The organism is Pseudomonas guariconensis (assembly GCF_024127895.1).
Taxonomy (GTDB): domain Bacteria; phylum Pseudomonadota; class Gammaproteobacteria; order Pseudomonadales; family Pseudomonadaceae; genus Aquipseudomonas; species Aquipseudomonas guariconensis_B.
Window position 1 is genome coordinate 1 of sequence record NZ_JAMYBK010000003.1, and the last position, 16059, is coordinate 16059.

The window sequence follows — 16059 nt, forward strand, 5'->3', positions numbered from 1 at the left end:
TCAATTTGCGATTCTGTACGGAGACCGGTTCATCAGGCCGACCTGGTGAGAATCAGGGCCTGCCTGACGGCAGGCCGTTACCGGCCCGCACACAAAAAATCTGACAGTCCCCCTTCGCGGGCAAGCCCGCTCCCACATGGTCCTGCAAATCACATCATCTGTGAACGACTCAGCCCTGTGGGAGCGGGCTTGCCCGCGAAGGGGCTGGAAGCAGCCGCCATCCTATGAACGCTCAACCCTCGGCAAAGCGCACCAGGCGTTCCCCGTCCAGCCGGTAGCGGACCCACTCGTCCTGCGGCTCGGCCCCGAGCGACTGGTAGAAGCCGATCGCCGGCTCGTTCCAGTCCAGCACGCTCCACTCCAGGCGGCCGCAGCCGTTTTCCACGGCCTCGCGGGCGATGTGCCGCAGCAACTGGCGGCCAGCACCATCCCCACGCTGTTCAGGGGTCACATACAGGTCCTCCAGGTAGATACCATTGCGCCCCAGCCAGGTGGAATAACTGTAGAAATACACGGCAAAGCCAATGGCCCGACCATCCCGTTCGCAGATCAGGCTGCGCACCGCGCTGCCTTCGCCGAACAGGCTGTGCTCGATGTCGGCGAGGGTCGCCACCACCTCGTGGCGGGCACGCTCGTAGTCGGCCAGCTCGGTGATGAAGGCCAGGATCTGTGCGGCATCGGCAGGCACGGCGGGGCGAATGGTCAGGCTCATGGGGCTTCCTTGTGCTGGGGCAGGTTCTATCTCTGGCTCTGAAACTGTAACGGTACAGTGAGGTGTATTGGTTTAATTTCTTGTAACTGTATAGGTTGTAGGAAAAATCACTCCGCTAGTGTGGCAACACAACCCTCCTTCTGGAAGCCCGCCATGCTCGGTTCTCTCGATCTGCTCACCGCCTTCGTGCTCTTCGCCTTCGTCTCTTCGATCACTCCCGGGCCGAACAACACCATGCTGCTGGCCTCGGGGGTGAACTTCGGGGTGCGGCGTTCGATCCCGCACGCCCTGGGTATCAGCATCGGCTTCATGGTCATGGTGCTGGCGGTGGGCTTTGGCTTGGGCGAGTTGTTCAAGGCCTGGCCGCCGCTGTACAGCATCCTGCGCTACGTGGGCGCCACCTACCTGCTGTACCTGGCCTGGAAGATCGCCACCGCCGGGCCGATCGGCGGCGAGGCCGCGGGCACGGGCAAGCCGCTGGGCTTCTGGGGCGCGGCGGCGTTCCAGTGGGTCAACCCTAAAGCTTGGGTGATGGCGGTGGGGGCGATCACCACCTACACGCCGGCCCAGGGCTATGTCCTCAACGTCATCGTCATCGCCGGGTTGTTCGCCCTGGTCAACCTGCCCAGTGTCGGGGTCTGGGTGATGTTCGGCAGCGCCTTGCGCAACTTCTTGCAGAACCCGCGTTGGCTGATGCTGTTCAATGTCCTGATGGCCCTGTTGCTGGTGATTTCGCTATACCCGCTGCTGTTTGTAGAATCGGCGTTTTCTTGAACCGATGAGTACAGCAGGACGATGCAGCTGATCCCCTGGTCCCATGATTGCGCCGAAGGCTTCACCCTGCGTGGCTGGCGTTCGCCGGCAAGCGGCCGGCCATTGCTGCACTTTCTGCATGGCAACGGCTTCTGCAGCCTGGCCTACCAGCCTTTGCTGATGCGCCTGGGCGAACACTTCGACCTGTGGCTGAGCGATGTCCAGGGCCACGGCGACAGTGACCATGGCGGTGCCTTTCGTGGCTGGAACCGTAGCGCTGCGCTGGCGGTGGAGGCCTTCGAGTCCGGGCGCGGCGAGTACGGCGAGGTGCCGCGCATGGCGCTCGGCCACAGTTTCGGTGGCGTCTTGACGGGTCTGATCCTGGCGAGCGAGCCGCAGCTGTTCAGCCGCGCCGTGCTGCTCGACCCGGTGTTGTTCAGCCGGCGCATGATCGGCGTGATGGGCGCTGCCGCCCTGGTCGGCCTGCATCGGCGCCATGCCCTGGCACGCAAGGCCGCCACCCGCCGCAGCCACTGGCCCGACCGCGAGGCGGCGCTGGCTTCGCTGCAGGGGCGGGGCATCTTCAAGGGCTGGAGCGATGCGGCATTGCAGGCCTATGTGGAACACGCCATCGGCGACTGCGGCGAAGGCGTGGTGCTCAAGTGTCGTCCCAGCCGCGAGGTGGAGATCTTCAGCTCGTTCCCGGCGCGGATGTGGCCGAGCCTGGCGCAAATCCGCACACCGACGCACATCCTGCATGGCGAACAGAGCTACCCCTTCGTCGCGCACTCGGTGCGGCGCCTGGCGGCCATCAACCCACAGGTGAGCGCCCAGCAGGTGCCCGGCGGGCACTGCTTCATGCAGGAAGATCCCGTGGCGGCGGCGGAGCAGGTGCTGGCCTTCCTGCAGCCTTGAGCGCGTGAAAGGTCGGCTGTCCATTCGTCCCATTTTTGGAACGAACAATGCCATTTAGGCTATCTAGCGAAAGATTGGTGCCGCCGATAAGGTTATACCCAGCCAAGAGAGGAGACTTCTCATGAAAAAGATCCTGGGTATCCACCGCAGCCCCCATGCCCATTGGGTGGGTGACGGCTTTCCGGTGCGCAGCCTGTTCACCTACGACAACCTGGCCCGGCATATCAGCCCGTTCCTGCTGCTCGACTACGCCGGCCCCCACGACTTCACGCCGACCGACGCCCGCCGTGGGGTCGGCCAGCATCCGCACCGGGGCTTCGAGACCGTGACCATCGTCTACCAGGGCGAACTGGAACACCGTGACTCCACCGGCGCCGGCGGCCTGATCGGCCCGGGCGATGTGCAGTGGATGACCGCCGCCAACGGCATCCTTCACGAGGAGTTCCATTCGCCGGCCTTCGCCCGCAGCGGCGGTACCCTGGAGATGGTGCAGCTATGGGTCAACCTGCCGGCCCGGGACAAGCGCGCCGCCGCGGGTTACCAGACCCTGCTGGCGGCAGACATCCCGGTGCTGGCGCTGGAAGGCGATGCCGGCAGCCTGCGGGTGATCGCTGGTAGCTACCAGGGCCACCCCGGCCCGGCGCGGACCTTCACCGCCATGGATGTCTGGGACCTGCGCCTGAAAGCCGGTGCCCGCGTGCAACTGCCGGTCGCCGAGGGGCGCAATGCCGCCCTGGTGGTGTTGCGCGGTACCGTGCAGGTCAACGCTGAGCGCGAAGCCGGGCCGGCCAGCCTGGTGCTGCTGCAGCGCGAGGGGGCGCATGTGCAGGTCGAGGCCTTGGAGGATGCCAGCGTGTTGCTGCTCAGCGGCGAGCCGATCGACGAACCCATCGTCGGCTACGGACCGTTCGTGATGAACAGCCAGGCGGAAATCGCCGAGTCGTTCGACGATTTCCACGCCGGACGTTTCGGCCAGATGGCCGGCGCCGGAGAGGGGGCTCGCCACTGAGGCATCGCCCCGCTGGCGCCACGGGTTGATCAACCCGACTGGCGCCAGTGCACCTCGCTGATGCCGTAGCGCTCGGCCACCGGCTTGCTGACCTTCCTGATCTTCTCCCGCCCATAGCGACCGATGCGGCCAACCCCCGCATCGCAACTGGCCCAGTGCCAGGCCTCGGCGTTGTCCATGCGCTCGGCACGAATCACGAAGGATTTGTGCTGGCCGTGCAGTTGGTAGTCGATCACGAAGAGTTTTGCGTCGATCATCGGGCATCCACATCCTTTGCGCAGGCTCGGTCACAGGCCAGGCACGGACGTACCCTGGCCCTGTCCGTGGGAATGCGCAAGGCCCGCAAAAGTTTGAAAAATATTCCCAGGGCACGACGAATGGCAACGCGGCGACCGCCCGTCGTCCCGTGCAGGCATCCGATCGAACAGTCGCCGCGCGCCTGGGTTCTTCCACTAAGGTGCTAGAGGATTCGTGCACGATCATTGTCCTGGCGCATGGTCCGCCGCTTGGATATGTGCAATATCAATTGGCACCCCGCCCGCTTAAGGCGTACTCACACACAACAGGCCATCCAGTACAGAGAGGGTCGTACCATGTCGTTGATCGGAGTTTCGATGCTAGAGCTGCGTCAGTTGATCGAGCAGGCCTGCCTGCCGGACCGCTGCGAAGTCACCTGCCCGGACGGTGTCAGCCTGACCATCCGCCTCGGCCAGGGCGACAGCCTGGACGATTGCCTGACCGTGAGCGGGATCGCGCTCGACAGCCTCAACAGCTGCCGGGACATCGCGGAGCTGGTGGCGCAGTTGCGCAAGGAACAGCGCGCGAACCACAAGCCACCGCTCAAGGCCATCGCCTGACGGCGGCCGCAGCCCGGTCAGCCAAGGCTGGCCGGGCGCACGTACTCTGGCATCAAGCCGTTGAACCAGAACAGGATCATCGACACCAGGATGGTCACCAGCACCAGCAGGCCCACGCCCCAGACGCAGGTGGCCAATAGCATGGCCTGTTCCTTGCGCAGCCGCAGGAAAGTCTGCAACCCGCCATACAAGAGCACAGTGGCATAGGCCGAGGCGGCCAGCAGGGCCACGACCGCCAGCCAACGCATCGGCACCAGGCCGACGACCCCGGCGATGAACCAGGGGGTGGCGCAGTAGGCGGCGAAGCCGATGCACTGGTTCAGGCTGGGCTGCGCATCGAACCCCCGGGACATCCAGCGAATCATCACGCCCATCAGCATCACCCCGACCACGGTGGTCGCATACAACAGGCCGGCCAGTTGCGCGGCGCTGGCCATGCTCAGGCGCACCTGTTCTTCCCCTGCCAGGCTCCAGCCGAAGGTGGTGGTGCCGACGAACAGGCACAGGGCAGGGATCAGCGCCAGGGCCAGCAGGCGGGGCAGGTATTGTTGCGGGTGGGCTTCCTCGGCGCGGCGGATGTCCAGCCAGGCTTCGGCGGGGTGGGTGAAGAGCTTGAGCAAGGGACTGTTCATGGCGTTCTCCTCGGGACGCTTGGCGAGCGTGTCCTCTTGTTATGGAGAAGCGGGTGCCCTTGGGGGTTCAGACTGTTTCGCCGCCGTTGATCGCTTCACTGCAGTTCCAGCACCAGGTTCAGGCTGCCGTCGCCACATTTGCCATGATCGCGTACCACGCCATGATAGCTGCGCCCGTCCCAGACGAAGGCGACGCTATGGGCGCGCTCGAGCTTGTCTGGCAGTGGCGGGTTGATATGCAGGCGCAGGGCGGGGCAGCCCTGCAGGTTGAGGGCGGCGACCTGGACATGGCACTCGGCACGCTGGGCCACGGGGCCGAACAGGGTGTCGCGGACGAAGTCCAGTTCCAGGCAGGCGCTGGGCGCGCGGCAGCTCATTTTCATGGCAGCAGGCCCCGGGCATGGCACTGGGGTGACGGCATGGGCTGGCTCCTTGCGTGAAAAATGGGCTATCTCTATTTCGATAGCCTGCTCTGGGGTGGCGTTCAAATTATTTCTGCCCATCAGGGGGCGGGGCCTGATATCGCCTGTGCATGGCAAGGGCCCTCAGGGTTGCCGCTCGGCCACGGCCCTGAGCGTGCGCAGGGTCACCATGGGGGCATCCACCACGAAGCGGTTGGCCAGCCAGCCCGGCACGTCCCCGGCAGGGTCGGCCTGCAGCTGGTAGGTCACCTCGGTCTCGCGCGCGCCCAGGGGGCGCATGATCCACTCCCCGCGCAACCGCCGTACGCGGATCTGCCCAGGCACTACCGGCACCTTGCCCGGCTCGGCGCTCAGGTGGCGCAACAGGGTGCCGTCGTCCAGCCGTTCGCTGCGTACCCGCAGCACCATGTCACGCGGGCGTGCCGGCCAGGGCAGCTCGGTGGTCAGGTAGACCCAGGTCGTGTCGCCATCGACTTCCAGCAGGCGCATCGTGGCGCAGGCGTACAGCCATTTGCAGGCGACCCGCAGATTCTCCTGCAGGTCGGCCAGGATGCGTACGCTGGCCTTGATGCGGGTGACGCCGCGAAACCGCTGGTAGGGCGAGCCGGGTACCGCGCTCAGGTAGACATCGATGCCGTCTTCCTGGTGCGCCAGGCGCCAGTCGTCGGCCAGCAGCGTGGGCGCTGCCAGCAGGAGCAGCACGGCGAGCAATCGGTGCAAGGAGGGCATGGGGCGGCGGCCGGGTGGGAAGGCGTCAGGCAAGTATGGCCGCTGGAGGCAGAGGTGCCATGAAGATCTGCGCTGTCGAGCTGTTGGGCTGTGTTGCAGCCCGCGAACAGGGCGCCAAGCGCGCCCTGTTCGCTTACTTCAACGTTGGGGGTTGAGGGTCAGGTGCACGTGGCGGTTGACGTCCTTGTACAGCAGGTAGCTGAACGGGCCCGGGCCGCCAGAGTAGCAAGCCTGCGGGCAGAAGGCGCGCAGCCACATGAAGTCGCCGGCCTCGACCTCGACCCAGTCCTGGTTCAGGCGGTACACCGCCTTGCCTTCCAGCACGTAGAGGCCGTGTTCCATGACATGGGTCTCGGCGAACGGAATCACGCCGCCGGGCTGGAAGGTCACGATGTTCACGTGCATGTCATGGCGCATGTCGGCCATGTCGACGAAGCGGGTGGTGACCCAGCGGCCTTCGGTGCCCGGCATCTCGATGACCTGGGCCTTGTCGCGGTGGGTGACGAAGGATTCCGGAACGGCCAGGCCCTCGACCTTCTGGTAGTGCTTGCGCAGCCAGTGGAAGGTGACGTTGGCCTTGCTGTTGTTGCGCAGGCTCCACTCGGCGCCTGGGGCCAGGAAGGCATAGCCGCCCGGGACCAGGGTGTGGTGCTTGCCTTCGACGGTGATGTCGATCTCGCCTTCGACCACGAACAGCACCGCTTCGGCGTTCGGGTCCAGTTCCGGCCGCTCGCTGCCGCCTTCCGGGGCGACTTCGACGATGTACTGCGAGAAGGTCTCGGCGAAGCCGGTCAATGGGCGAGCGATGACCCACATGCGCATCTTGTCCCAGAACGGCAGGTGGCTGGTGACGATGTCACGCATCACGCCCTTGGGGATGACGGCATAGGCTTCGGTGAACATGGCACGGTCAGTCAGCAGCTCGGTCTGGGCTGGGTGCCCACCGTGGGGGGCGAAGTAGGAATGGTTCGACATGGAGGGTCTCGACTTGTTGTTCTGTCCCCGTGCCGTAAGCCGCACCGGCCGGTGCGCCGCAGGGGATGCACGGACAGAATATGAGCCTTTGCCGGGTATCCACAAATTAAATGTTGAAATATCCGGTATTCATTCACTGAATGTCGACCTGGCGCCCCGCGTGCTGTTCCGGCAGCCGGTTGCCACGGCCGAACAGCTTGTGGCGCAAGGTGCCGTCGGTATAAGCCCGAGGGTAGCGGCCACGGCGTTGCAGCTCGGGCACCAGCAGCTCGACCACGTGGCGCAGGTCGTCCGGCTGTACGGCGTAGGTCAGGTTGAAGCCGTCGATGCCGGTCTGGTCGAGCCAGTGTTCCAACTGGTCGGCGACCTCTGCGGGCGAGCCCACCAGTACCGGCCCGCGTCCGCCGAGGCCGACGAACGCGGCGGCCTCGCGCACCGTCCAGCGGCGGTTCGGGTCGGCGGCGGTGAACGCGGCCAGGGCGGCGCGGCCGGCATCGTTCTCCACGTACTCGATGGGCGCGTCGGGGTCGAGGCCGGCGAAATCGATGCCGGTCCAGCCCGACAGCAAGGCCAGGGCGGCATCCAGGTCCACGTGCCGGCGGTAATCGGCAAAGCGCGCCTGGGCCGCTTCGCGCGTGTCGGCGACGATCAGCAGTGCCTGGGCATAGATCAGTACGTCGTCGCGGCCCCGGCCGGCCGCTTCGCTGGCCTGGCGGATACCGTCGGCGTAGCGGTGCAGCACGGTGGGGGTCGGCCCGCTGATGAACACGCACTCGGCGTGCCGCGCGGCGAACTGTTGGCCACGGGCCGAGGCGCCGGCCTGGAACAGCACCGGCGTGCGCTGGGGCGAGGGCTGGCACAGGTGCATGCCGGGCACCTGGAAGTGCTCGCCATGGTGGCCGATGGGGTGCACACGAGCAGGGTCGAGGTAGCGGCCAGTCTCGCGCTCCAGCAGCACGGCGTCGTCGTCCCAGCTTTTTTCCCAGAGTTTGTACAGCACCTGCAGGTACTCCTCGGCCAGGTCGTAGCGCTGGTCGTGGCCGAGCTGGCGCGCCAGGCCCAGGTTGCGGGCGGCGCTGTCCAGGTAGCCGGTGACGATGTTCCAGCCGACCCGGCCATCGCTCAGGTGATCGAGGGTCGACATGCGCCGAGCGAAGGGGTAGGGGTGCTCGTAGGTCAGCGAGAAGGTCACGCCGAAGCCCAGGTGCCGGGTGACGCCGGCCATGGCCGGGACCAGCAGCAGCGGGTCGTTGACCGGCACCTGCACGCCGCCGCGCAGGGCCGCCTCGGGGCTGCCCTGGTAGACGTCGTAGATGCCCAGCACGTCGGCGATGAACAGGGCATCGAACAGGCCTTGCTCGAGCAGGCGGGCCAGGTCGGTCCAGTAGTCCAGGCGGTTGAAATCCACGCTGGTGTTGCGGGGGTGGCGCCACAGGCCGGGGGACTGGTGGCTGGCGGCGTTCATGCTGAAGGCGTTGAAGCGGATCGGGCGTGGCATGCGCATCTCCTTGGCGTCAGGGCAGCACGGAAGCCGGGTAGACCGCGTCGGCCACCTGCAGCTTGCGTGGGATCAGGCCCAGGCCCTGGAAGGTATCGGCCAGCTTCTGTTGCTCGGCGACGATCTGCGGGGTGATGGCCACGGCGTTGTAGTTGCGCCGCTCGCTGGCCACTTCCAGGATGTCGGCGCTGATCCCCAGTTGTGGTGCCAGCAGGCTGGCGACTTCGGCAGGCTTGGCATTGGCCCACTGGCTGACCTTGCCCAGTTCGGCGAAGAAGGTCTTGAGCAGTTCGCGGTGCTGGTCGGCGAAGCGGGCGGTGGAGAGGTAGAAGGTGCGGTTGTTCGACAGGCCGCTGCCATCGCGCAGGTTCTTCAGACCTGGCTGTCGCTGCGCGGCGGCGAGGAACGGGTCCCACAGGGTCACGGCCTGCACGCTGCCCGACTGCAGCGCCGCCACGGCATCGGCGGCGTTGTTGACGTAGGCGGGGGTGATGTCCTTGTAGCTCAGGCCGGCCTGCTCCAGGGCGACGGCCAGCAGGTACTGGGCGTTCCAGCCGCGGCCGGTGGCCACGCGCTTGCCCTTGAGGTCCTGGACGCTGGCGAGGTGGTCCTGCTCGCGCACCACCAGGCCGATGCCGCGCGGGTAGGGCTGCTCTGCCGCCAGGTAGACCACCGGCTTGCCGGCTGCCTGGGCGAACACCGAGGGGGCGTCGGCGGCATGGCCCAGGTCGATGGCGCCGGTGCTCAAGGCTTCGAGCAACTGCGGGCCGGCGGCGAACTCGTGCCAGCTGACTTTCACGCCCTGTGGGGCGAGGGCCTTCTCCAGGGCTCCACTGCCCTTGAGGATATTGATGCTGTTGAACTTCTGGTAGCCGATGCGCAGGGTCCTGGCCTCATCGGCCAAGGCGCTGGACCAGGGTAGCAGGGCGCTGGCGACACCGGCCAGCAGGCCGCCGAGGAGCAGGCGGCGCAGGGGAGAGAAGGCACGGGCAGGCACGGGAAGATCTCCTGGAGGGCAAGGAAAATGGCCTGCCCAGCCTAAGGAGGCGTCTGGGTGCTTTCAATTTTTTAATTCCAATTTGTTAGATTGTTTTGTTCTTTATATATCGTTTTGTTTTTCAAGGTATCCCTGCCTCCGGTGCTGCTACTGCCGTGAGCAGCAACGATTGTGGCAGTGCACGCTGCGGGTGTTGCGGCTCCTGCAGGCCGGCAAGGCGATAGCCCGCCATCTCCAGGGCGTTCAACCAACTGGACAAGGTGCGGAAATACCACGGCATGGGTGCCCACTGCCCGGCGAGCGCCACGAACGTCTCTTCGCGCCAGCCATCCTGGTAATCGCCCTCGGCCATGCTCCACGGATGCAGCGTCTGGATGATCAGCGCGCCGTCTGCGGCGAGCAGCGCGTTCAGGGCGGCGAGCAACGGAATGATGTCCTGGTGCAGCAAGGCGAAGTTGGCACAGACCAGGTCGTAGCCGCGACCAATATCCACCTGGGACTTGGTCAGTTGCGCGTAGGTAGCCAGGTGCACGCTGGCCGGACCCGCCGCCCGCGCGGCCTCGACCAGCGTCGCATCGCCGTCCACGCCCACCGCCTCGATGCCGCGCTCGCCCAGGGCACGTAGCAGCCAACCCTCACCGCAGCCGAGGTCCAGTACCCGTTGTGGCTGCCGGCCGAGTATGGCCAGCAGGATGGCCTGGTCGGTGACTTGGCGCCGGCTTTCGATGCCGCCCTCGCGCACGGCCTGGATCCAGGCCTGCGCGTTGTGGTGCCAGGTGTGCAGGACCGTGGTTTCGCTAGGTGACATGGCGGGCGCCCGATCTGGAGGGTTGGCTGCAAAAGGATAGGCCAGGTTCGTGACCTCGTCGCAGTCGTGCCCTGGCGTCTGGGGCGTTATACTCGCGGCCCCGTTCCACTGTATCTGAGTATTCCGATGGGTCTTTGCGCAACTGCCACACCCGAACCGCGCCGCCTCGGCGCGCCGCTGATCGCCCTGGCCCTGCTGCTGGCCGGCGCCTGGTTCCTCAACCTCAACGCCGGCGCCAAGCAGGTGCTGCTGCTGATCGTCGGTGCCGCCCTGGGCTTGACGCTCTACCATGCCGCCTTCGGCTTCACCTCGGCCTGGCGGGTGTTCATCAACGAACGCCGTGGCGCCGGCCTGCGTGCGCAAATGGTCATGCTGGCCCTGGCCGTGCTGCTGTTCTTCCCGGCGCTGTCGGCTGGCAGCCTGTTCGGCACCCCGGTCACCGGGCTGGTGGCGCCGGCAGGGGTGTCGGTGGTGTTCGGTGCGTTCATCTTCGGCATCGGCATGCAACTGGGCGGCGGTTGCGCCTCCGGCACGCTGTTCACCGTCGGCGGCGGCAATGCCCGGATGCTGGTCACCTTGCTGTTCTTCATCATCGGTTCGGTGACCGCCACCCACCATGTCGACTGGTGGTTCGCCCTGCCTTCGTTCCCGGCCACGTCGATCGTCCAGACATGGGGCGTGGCGCCGGCGCTGCTGGCAAGCCTGGCGCTGTTCGGGCTGATCGCCTGGGCCACCATGGTGCTGGAGAAGCGCCGCCACGGCCAGCTCGAAAGCCCGGTGCGCAGCGAGCACCAGGGCCTGCGCCGCTTCCTGCGCGGGCCCTGGCCGCTGCTGTGGGGCGCCGTTGCCCTGGCGTTGCTCAACTACGCCACCCTGGCCCTGGCCGGGCGCCCCTGGGGCATCACCTCGGCCTTCGCCCTGTGGGGCGCCAAGACCCTGGGCGGCCTGGGCATCGATGTCGGCAGCTGGGCCTTCTGGCAGATGCCGGGTAACGCCAAGGCCCTGGCCGCGCCCCTGTGGCAAGACATCACCACCGTGATGGACATCGGCATCGTCCTCGGCGCGCTGCTGGCCGCGGGTCTGGCCGGGCGTTTCGCACCGAGCCTGAAGATCCCGCTGCCGTCGCTGGTCGCCGCGGTGATCGGCGGCCTGTTGCTCGGCTATGGCTCGCGCCTGGCCTATGGCTGCAATATCGGCGCCTATTTCAGCGGCATCGCCTCGGGCAGCGTGCACGGCTGGCTGTGGTTGGTAGCGGCCTACACCGGCAACTTGGTCGGCGTACGCCTGCGACCGCTGTTCTTCGCGGGCGAGCGACGAGCACCGGCGCTGAGCGGCTGCTGAGCCTTCCCCCGCGCGCTGGCCGTTCAGGGCCAGCGCCACCCCGCGAGCCTGACCTGTGAGGTCAGGCTTGAGTGGAGCATTTTGAGAAATTACATTAACTAAATCTCGTAATTACTTTATAAAAATCAATTAACTTATTGTTTTTATAGAGAATTATCTTCTGGCGACAGCATGCTGGACGCACTGCTCGTAGTACGTCTGCTTGATCGCTGCCGGCTTGAGCCGCGAGCGGCTGTTGTAGGTTTGTTCGGTAATCCCGAAGGCGGTCATACGCATCCATGGCTTGGGGAACTTGCGTGCCTGCAGTTTCTTGCGTGTGGCATACAAGGTAACGCCAGAGAGCTTGGCGTGCTGCGCCTCGGCGGCGATCTGCGAACCCCAGTTGCAGACATGGCGATCGTTCTGGTTCAAGGCCCTGGCCTGGACACCGGAAGCCACCGTGATCAACAGGCAGCCGGCGACCGTTGCTAGAAATACCCGCATGTTGCTGTCCTAAGCTTATGAAGGAAAAGGGAGTTTGCCTTCGCTTGGAGTGGCCGGGGGCCAGCAATTTGCCGTCAGGGGCCTACCAGCAGCATCGTCAGCAACACGATCCCCAGCAGTACCAGGTAGGCGCGCGCGTGCAGGCCATCGGCGATCCGCCCGACCAGCGGTGCGGCCAGGCGCATGCCCAGCCAGGCGCCGAGCACCAGGGCAGCCGCGGCCGGCAGGTCGATGAAGCCAAGATAACCATCGCCCAGGCCTCGGCCCGATGCCGGCAATACGGCATAGACCAGCGTGGCCGCCAGCGCCATGGGCAGGGAGAGCGGGTTGGCCATGGCCGTGGCGCTGAGCATGCTCGCGCCACGCCTGCGCATCAGCGGCACGGTCATCACGCTGCCGCCCACGCCGAGCAAGGCTGCCAGCGCGCCAATGGGCAGGCCGGCCAGGGTCGCACCCGCTCGGCCCAAGGGGCGCAGCCTGGCCCCTTCGTGGAGGAAGCCTGGGCGCAGCCAGCCATCGAGCAGGCTGGCCACCAGATAGGCGACGAACACCCAACGCAGCCAGGTGCTGTCGAGGTGCAGTGCCGCGAAGGCACCGAGCAGGGCGCCCAGGGCGATGCCGGGCGCGAGCGGGCGGACCAGGCCCCAGCGCAGGCTACCCGCGCGATGATGGCGCCAGGTCGCCAGGGCGCTGCTGACGATCATCACGGCGGAGGAGGTCGCGACGGCGACCTGCATGGCTTGCTGGCCGACCAGCGAGCTGGCTTCATGGTTGGCCAGCAGCAGGGCATACAGCAGCGGTACGGCGAAGAAACCACCGCCGAAGCCGAACAGCAGGGTGGTGATACCGGCACACAGGCCGAATGCACCGAGCAATGGATACAGCATCGATCTGCCTCCCAGGCGTATGGAGGCCGGCAGCGTAGAGCGAGCAGGCTTGGCCGGCATGCGCGAATCGGCCAATAATCATCGTGTTCAGGCCAGAGGCTTCAGCCATGCGCAACATCCCCTTGGCCCAGGTCGATGCCACCCCCCGGCCTGTGTTGGCGATCGGCACCGATTACGCGCCGGGCACGCTGTTGCCCAGCCACACCCACCGGCGGGCCCAGTTTCTCTATGGCATGAGTGGGCTGATGGAGGTGCAGACCGACGATGGCTCCTGGGTCATCCCGCCGCACAACGGCGTCTGGATCCCGCCGGGCAAGCCGCACCAGGTGCGCATGCAGGGGGTGAGCACGCGCAGCCTGTACATCGAGCCGCAGGCGGCGCCGCGCGCGGGCACCTCGTGCGAGGCGCTACGGGTCAGCCCGTTGTTGCATGAGTTGCTGCTGGCCAGCGTGGAGATACCGCCGTTGTATGACGTGCAGGGGCGGGACGGGGTATTGCTGGCACTGATTCTCCATGAGCTGAGCCTAGCGCCGCGCCTGCCACTGTTCGCGCCGATACCCGCCGAGCCTCGGCTGGCGGGGCTGTGCCGGGCGTTCCTGCGTGCCCCGGACATCCGCGTCGATGCCGAGGGCTGGGCCCGGCAATCGAACCAGAGCCTGCGCACCTTCAATCGCCGGTTTCGCCAACTGACTGGCTTGTCGTTCGGTGCCTGGCGCCAGCAGGCGTGTGTGATGGCGGCAGTGACCCGGTTATCGGCGGGCGAGGCGGTCACCCGGATTGCCCTGGACCTGGGCTACGACAGCCCCAGCGCTTTTTCCAGCATGTTCCGCCGGGTCATGGGGCGGGCGCCGTCGGCGTTCAGCCGGCGCGAGGGGGGCTGAGAGAGCATTTGGGCCGCCTTGCAGCCCCAGGAGCAGGGCATTGGCAGTAGGGATAAAAAAAGATCGCGCAGACAGGCACAAGCCCGCCGCCCGTTTCCACAGGAGATGTTCTGGGACCAGCAGAGGGTGACCTGGGGAAACGGGGGCGACCTTGCGCCGCCCCGCGATCAAAGCTAACGAAGAACGGGTCAGGCCGCCTGGTTGCGCTTGACCTGGGCCTTGCGCACCTGGGCGCGGCAGGCGTCGCCGAAGGCCTGGAAGATCCTGATCGAGTCAGGGTTCTTCGCGGCCTGCCATTCCGGGTGCCACTGCACGGCGAACAGGAACGGCGAGATGCCCGGGGCGTGGATCGCCTCGACCAGGCCATCCTCGGCATGGGCGATCGGCTCGATGCCCTTGCCCAGGTTGCGCAGGCCCTGGCCATGCAGCGAGTTGACGCGGATCTCGTCGGTGCCGAGGGTCTCGCGCAGCCAGCTGCCAGGCTGGATCTTCACGCTGTGTACGGCCTGGTACTGGATCTCGACCGGGTCCTCGGGGTTTTCCCGATGGTCGTTGAAGCCAGGCTCGGCGTAGACCGTCTGGTAGATGTCGCCGCCCAGGGCGACGTTGATTTCCTGCATGCCCCGGCAGACGCCGAAGATCGGCAGGCCACGGGCGATGGCCATCTTCACCAGGGGGATGTCGAACAGGTCGCGGTCCTTGTCCTGGGCCTTGCCCGGGGTCAGGTTTTCCTGGCCGTAGAGGGCCGGGTCGATGTTGCTGCCCGCGCCGGTGAGGTAGACGCCGTCGGCCATGTCGAGGTAAGTCTCGAGGTCTTCGGTCCCGCAGCAGGTGGGGACCAGGACCGGGACGCAACCGGAGAATTCGACCAGCGGGGTGATGTATTTGTGGGTCATGACCTGGTAGTCATGGCCCTTGCGCTCCTGGGTGCCCATGGTCATCAGGACGACGGGTTTGCGCAGGGTGGGTTGCTTGTTGCCAATGTTGCTGTTGGACATATGTCACCTTAGGACAGGTTCTACCTGTCGTTGTTGTGCAGGCGCACGGCCTGGGCCTTGTGTGCGGCCTGGGGCCCCGAGCACTGCCGGCTCGCCGGAGGGGCGTTTCCGGTCGGGGCTTGATTCATAGCTTGCCAGAGCCGTTCGATATGTCAAACGACTGGCAGGGCGGTCTGGCGCCGGTTTTCGGGGGCTGCAGGGCGTACAAGCCTGAGGTGGCAAGGGTTTGGCGGAGGTTGAGGTCAATAATATTTAACGATGCAGTTGGGTCTTTGCGTGGCTGCAATGAAAGGGCGGTGCGGGCTCATTCCTGGCGGTTCGTCGGCCCGACAAGCTTGGGGCTGCTTTGCAGCCCCCCTGGTCAGTGCAGGATCTGCTTGAGAAACGCCTGCGCCCGCACCGTGCGGGGCTGGTTGAAGAACACCTCCGGCGCGCTGTCCTCGATGATCTGCCCACCTTCGAGGAACAACACGCGCTCGGCCACCTGGCGGGCGAAGCCCATCTCGTGGGTGACGCAGAGCATGGTCATGCCGGTCTGCGCCAACTGCACCAGCACGTCCAGCACCTCGGCGACCATCTCCGGGTCGAGCGCCGAGGTGGGCTCGTCGAACAGCATGATCCGCGGCTTCATGCACAGCGCCCGGGCGATGGCCACGCGCTGCTGCTGGCCGCCGGACAGCTGGCTGGGGTACTTGTGCGCCTGGTTCTCGATACCGACCTTGCGCAGGTACATCCGCGCCCGCTCCTCGGCGTCCTTGCGCGACAGGCCACGCACGCTGGTGGGCGCCAGCAGGCAGTTGTCCAGCACGCTCATGTGCGGGAACAGATTAAAGTGCTGGAACACCATGCCGATCTCGCTGCGCACCTGGGCGGCCTGGCCAGTGGTGGCGGCCAGGTCGGTGCCGGCAACCCGGATGCTGCCTTGCTCGGCGATCTCTAGGCGATTGATGCAGCGGATCAGCGTCGACTTGCCCGAGCCGGATGGGCCGCAGAGCACGATACGCTCGCCTTCGCGTACCTCCAGGTCGATATCGCGCAGCACGTGGAAGGCGCCGTAGTGCTTGTTCAGGCCCTCGATACGGATCAGCACCGGGCGCGGGTCGGTTTCAGGGGCGAGGCTGGCAAGGCTCAGTGGGGCGGTCATCTTGTTGTTCTCCCGCAT

General features: G+C 66.2%; 19 protein-coding genes. 6 read left to right on the forward strand and 13 right to left on the reverse strand.

Going from position 1 to position 16059, the window contains the following annotated elements; genetic code table 11:
* Positions 1-232: 232 nt before the first annotated feature.
* A complete protein-coding gene (locus NJF35_RS04785; RefSeq protein WP_225789058.1) occupies positions 233-712 on the reverse strand; it encodes a GNAT family N-acetyltransferase in 480 nt (159 codons plus the stop codon).
* A 153-nt stretch (positions 713-865) separates the two neighbouring features.
* Between NJF35_RS04785 and NJF35_RS04790 the strand changes: the two genes are divergently transcribed.
* The 3 genes from NJF35_RS04790 (at position 866) to NJF35_RS04800 (ending at position 3389) form a co-directional block, all read left to right on the forward strand.
* Entirely contained in the window at positions 866-1486 is a 621-nt protein-coding gene (locus NJF35_RS04790) for a LysE family translocator (protein ID WP_225789059.1), read from the forward strand.
* Positions 1487-1507: 21 nt separating this feature from the next.
* Positions 1508-2380 (forward strand): alpha/beta fold hydrolase, encoded by an 873-nt coding sequence (locus tag NJF35_RS04795; protein ID WP_253080234.1) that lies wholly within the window; start codon positions 1508-1510, stop codon positions 2378-2380.
* Positions 2381-2501: 121 nt separating this feature from the next.
* Positions 2502-3389, forward strand: coding sequence for a pirin family protein (locus NJF35_RS04800; RefSeq protein WP_225789061.1), 888 nt, complete (start codon positions 2502-2504; stop codon positions 3387-3389).
* Between the two features lie 29 nt (positions 3390-3418).
* Here NJF35_RS04800 and NJF35_RS04805 read toward each other — a convergent pair whose 3' ends face one another.
* The gene (locus tag NJF35_RS04805) at positions 3419-3646 is read right to left on the reverse strand and encodes a DUF6555 family protein (protein ID WP_225789062.1); all 228 of its coding nucleotides are present in this window, start codon (positions 3644-3646) and stop codon (positions 3419-3421) included.
* Between the two features lie 336 nt (positions 3647-3982).
* Here NJF35_RS04805 and NJF35_RS04810 point away from each other — a divergent pair, with 336 nt between their 5' ends.
* The gene (locus tag NJF35_RS04810; RefSeq protein WP_225789063.1) at positions 3983-4246 is read left to right on the forward strand and encodes a DUF1652 domain-containing protein; all 264 of its coding nucleotides are present in this window, start codon (positions 3983-3985) and stop codon (positions 4244-4246) included.
* A 17-nt stretch (positions 4247-4263) separates the two neighbouring features.
* Here NJF35_RS04810 and NJF35_RS04815 read toward each other — a convergent pair whose 3' ends face one another.
* The 7 genes from NJF35_RS04815 to NJF35_RS04845 all read right to left on the reverse strand — a co-directional run bounded on the left by NJF35_RS04815 (position 4264) and on the right by NJF35_RS04845 (position 10307).
* Positions 4264-4878 (reverse strand): Yip1 family protein, encoded by a 615-nt coding sequence (locus tag NJF35_RS04815; protein WP_225789064.1) that lies wholly within the window; start codon positions 4876-4878, stop codon positions 4264-4266.
* 95 nt (positions 4879-4973) lie between these two features.
* Positions 4974-5261, reverse strand: coding sequence for a hypothetical protein (locus NJF35_RS04820; protein ID WP_253080236.1), 288 nt, complete (start codon positions 5259-5261; stop codon positions 4974-4976).
* A 162-nt stretch (positions 5262-5423) separates the two neighbouring features.
* Entirely contained in the window at positions 5424-6029 is a 606-nt protein-coding gene (locus NJF35_RS04825; protein ID WP_410896930.1) for an START domain-containing protein, read from the reverse strand.
* Positions 6030-6167: 138 nt separating this feature from the next.
* Positions 6168-7004 carry a bifunctional allantoicase/(S)-ureidoglycine aminohydrolase gene (locus NJF35_RS04830; protein ID WP_225789066.1) on the reverse strand — a complete coding sequence of 279 codons (837 nt, stop codon included), beginning with the start codon at positions 7002-7004 and terminating at the stop codon, positions 6168-6170.
* Positions 7005-7137: 133 nt separating this feature from the next.
* On the reverse strand, positions 7138-8502 hold the full coding sequence (locus NJF35_RS04835; RefSeq protein ID WP_225789067.1) for an LLM class flavin-dependent oxidoreductase: 1365 nt from the start codon (positions 8500-8502) through the stop codon (positions 7138-7140).
* A gap of 16 nt (positions 8503-8518) precedes the next feature.
* Positions 8519-9499 carry an aliphatic sulfonate ABC transporter substrate-binding protein gene (locus NJF35_RS04840; RefSeq protein WP_253090746.1) on the reverse strand — a complete coding sequence of 327 codons (981 nt, stop codon included), beginning with the start codon at positions 9497-9499 and terminating at the stop codon, positions 8519-8521.
* Between the two features lie 121 nt (positions 9500-9620).
* Positions 9621-10307, reverse strand: coding sequence for a class I SAM-dependent methyltransferase (locus NJF35_RS04845; RefSeq protein ID WP_225789069.1), 687 nt, complete (start codon positions 10305-10307; stop codon positions 9621-9623).
* Positions 10308-10433: 126 nt separating this feature from the next.
* Here NJF35_RS04845 and NJF35_RS04850 point away from each other — a divergent pair, with 126 nt between their 5' ends.
* Positions 10434-11648: a YeeE/YedE family protein gene (locus NJF35_RS04850; RefSeq protein ID WP_253090747.1), complete on the forward strand. Its 1215-nt coding sequence runs from the start codon at positions 10434-10436 to the stop codon at positions 11646-11648.
* A gap of 153 nt (positions 11649-11801) precedes the next feature.
* On the opposite strand, the gene NJF35_RS04855 is transcribed toward NJF35_RS04850, so the two are convergent.
* The gene (locus NJF35_RS04855; RefSeq protein ID WP_225789071.1) at positions 11802-12131 is read right to left on the reverse strand and encodes a hypothetical protein; all 330 of its coding nucleotides are present in this window, start codon (positions 12129-12131) and stop codon (positions 11802-11804) included.
* Between the two features lie 74 nt (positions 12132-12205).
* Positions 12206-13018, reverse strand: coding sequence for a sulfite exporter TauE/SafE family protein (locus NJF35_RS04860; protein WP_253090748.1), 813 nt, complete (start codon positions 13016-13018; stop codon positions 12206-12208).
* A gap of 107 nt (positions 13019-13125) precedes the next feature.
* Here NJF35_RS04860 and NJF35_RS04865 point away from each other — a divergent pair, with 107 nt between their 5' ends.
* A complete protein-coding gene (locus NJF35_RS04865) occupies positions 13126-13899 on the forward strand; it encodes an AraC family transcriptional regulator (RefSeq protein WP_225789073.1) in 774 nt (257 codons plus the stop codon).
* 188 nt (positions 13900-14087) lie between these two features.
* Here NJF35_RS04865 and NJF35_RS04870 read toward each other — a convergent pair whose 3' ends face one another.
* The gene (locus tag NJF35_RS04870) at positions 14088-14897 is read right to left on the reverse strand and encodes a gamma-glutamyl-gamma-aminobutyrate hydrolase family protein (RefSeq protein WP_253090749.1); all 810 of its coding nucleotides are present in this window, start codon (positions 14895-14897) and stop codon (positions 14088-14090) included.
* Positions 14898-15258: 361 nt separating this feature from the next.
* Positions 15259-16041 (reverse strand): amino acid ABC transporter ATP-binding protein, encoded by a 783-nt coding sequence (locus tag NJF35_RS04875; RefSeq protein WP_317235045.1) that lies wholly within the window; start codon positions 16039-16041, stop codon positions 15259-15261.
* Positions 16042-16059 lie beyond the last annotated feature (18 nt).

Bases quoted from the DNA above. Each gene is read 5' to 3' on its own strand.
- NJF35_RS04795 (WP_253080234.1), top strand. From the start codon at position 1,508: ATGCAGCTGATCCCCTGGTCCCATGATTGCGCCGAAGGCTTCACCCTG.
- NJF35_RS04810 (WP_225789063.1), top strand. From the start codon at position 3,983: ATGTCGTTGATCGGAGTTTCGATGCTAGAGCTGCGTCAGTTGATCGAG.
- NJF35_RS04825 (WP_410896930.1), bottom strand. From the start codon at position 6,029: ATGCCCTCCTTGCACCGATTGCTCGCCGTGCTGCTCCTGCTGGCAGCG.
- NJF35_RS04875 (WP_317235045.1), bottom strand. From the start codon at position 16,041: ATGACCGCCCCACTGAGCCTTGCCAGCCTCGCCCCTGAAACCGACCCG.
- NJF35_RS04805 (WP_225789062.1), bottom strand. From the start codon at position 3,646: ATGATCGACGCAAAACTCTTCGTGATCGACTACCAACTGCACGGCCAG.
- NJF35_RS04815 (WP_225789064.1), bottom strand. From the start codon at position 4,878: ATGAACAGTCCCTTGCTCAAGCTCTTCACCCACCCCGCCGAAGCCTGG.
- NJF35_RS04790 (WP_225789059.1), top strand. From the start codon at position 866: ATGCTCGGTTCTCTCGATCTGCTCACCGCCTTCGTGCTCTTCGCCTTC.
- NJF35_RS04860 (WP_253090748.1), bottom strand. From the start codon at position 13,018: ATGCTGTATCCATTGCTCGGTGCATTCGGCCTGTGTGCCGGTATCACC.
- NJF35_RS04870 (WP_253090749.1), bottom strand. From the start codon at position 14,897: ATGTCCAACAGCAACATTGGCAACAAGCAACCCACCCTGCGCAAACCC.
- NJF35_RS04785 (WP_225789058.1), bottom strand. From the start codon at position 712: ATGAGCCTGACCATTCGCCCCGCCGTGCCTGCCGATGCCGCACAGATC.
- NJF35_RS04845 (WP_225789069.1), bottom strand. From the start codon at position 10,307: ATGTCACCTAGCGAAACCACGGTCCTGCACACCTGGCACCACAACGCG.
- NJF35_RS04830 (WP_225789066.1), bottom strand. From the start codon at position 7,004: ATGTCGAACCATTCCTACTTCGCCCCCCACGGTGGGCACCCAGCCCAG.
- NJF35_RS04855 (WP_225789071.1), bottom strand. From the start codon at position 12,131: ATGCGGGTATTTCTAGCAACGGTCGCCGGCTGCCTGTTGATCACGGTG.
- NJF35_RS04865 (WP_225789073.1), top strand. From the start codon at position 13,126: ATGCGCAACATCCCCTTGGCCCAGGTCGATGCCACCCCCCGGCCTGTG.
- NJF35_RS04850 (WP_253090747.1), top strand. From the start codon at position 10,434: ATGGGTCTTTGCGCAACTGCCACACCCGAACCGCGCCGCCTCGGCGCG.
- NJF35_RS04820 (WP_253080236.1), bottom strand. From the start codon at position 5,261: ATGAAAATGAGCTGCCGCGCGCCCAGCGCCTGCCTGGAACTGGACTTC.
- NJF35_RS04800 (WP_225789061.1), top strand. From the start codon at position 2,502: ATGAAAAAGATCCTGGGTATCCACCGCAGCCCCCATGCCCATTGGGTG.
- NJF35_RS04835 (WP_225789067.1), bottom strand. From the start codon at position 8,502: ATGCCACGCCCGATCCGCTTCAACGCCTTCAGCATGAACGCCGCCAGC.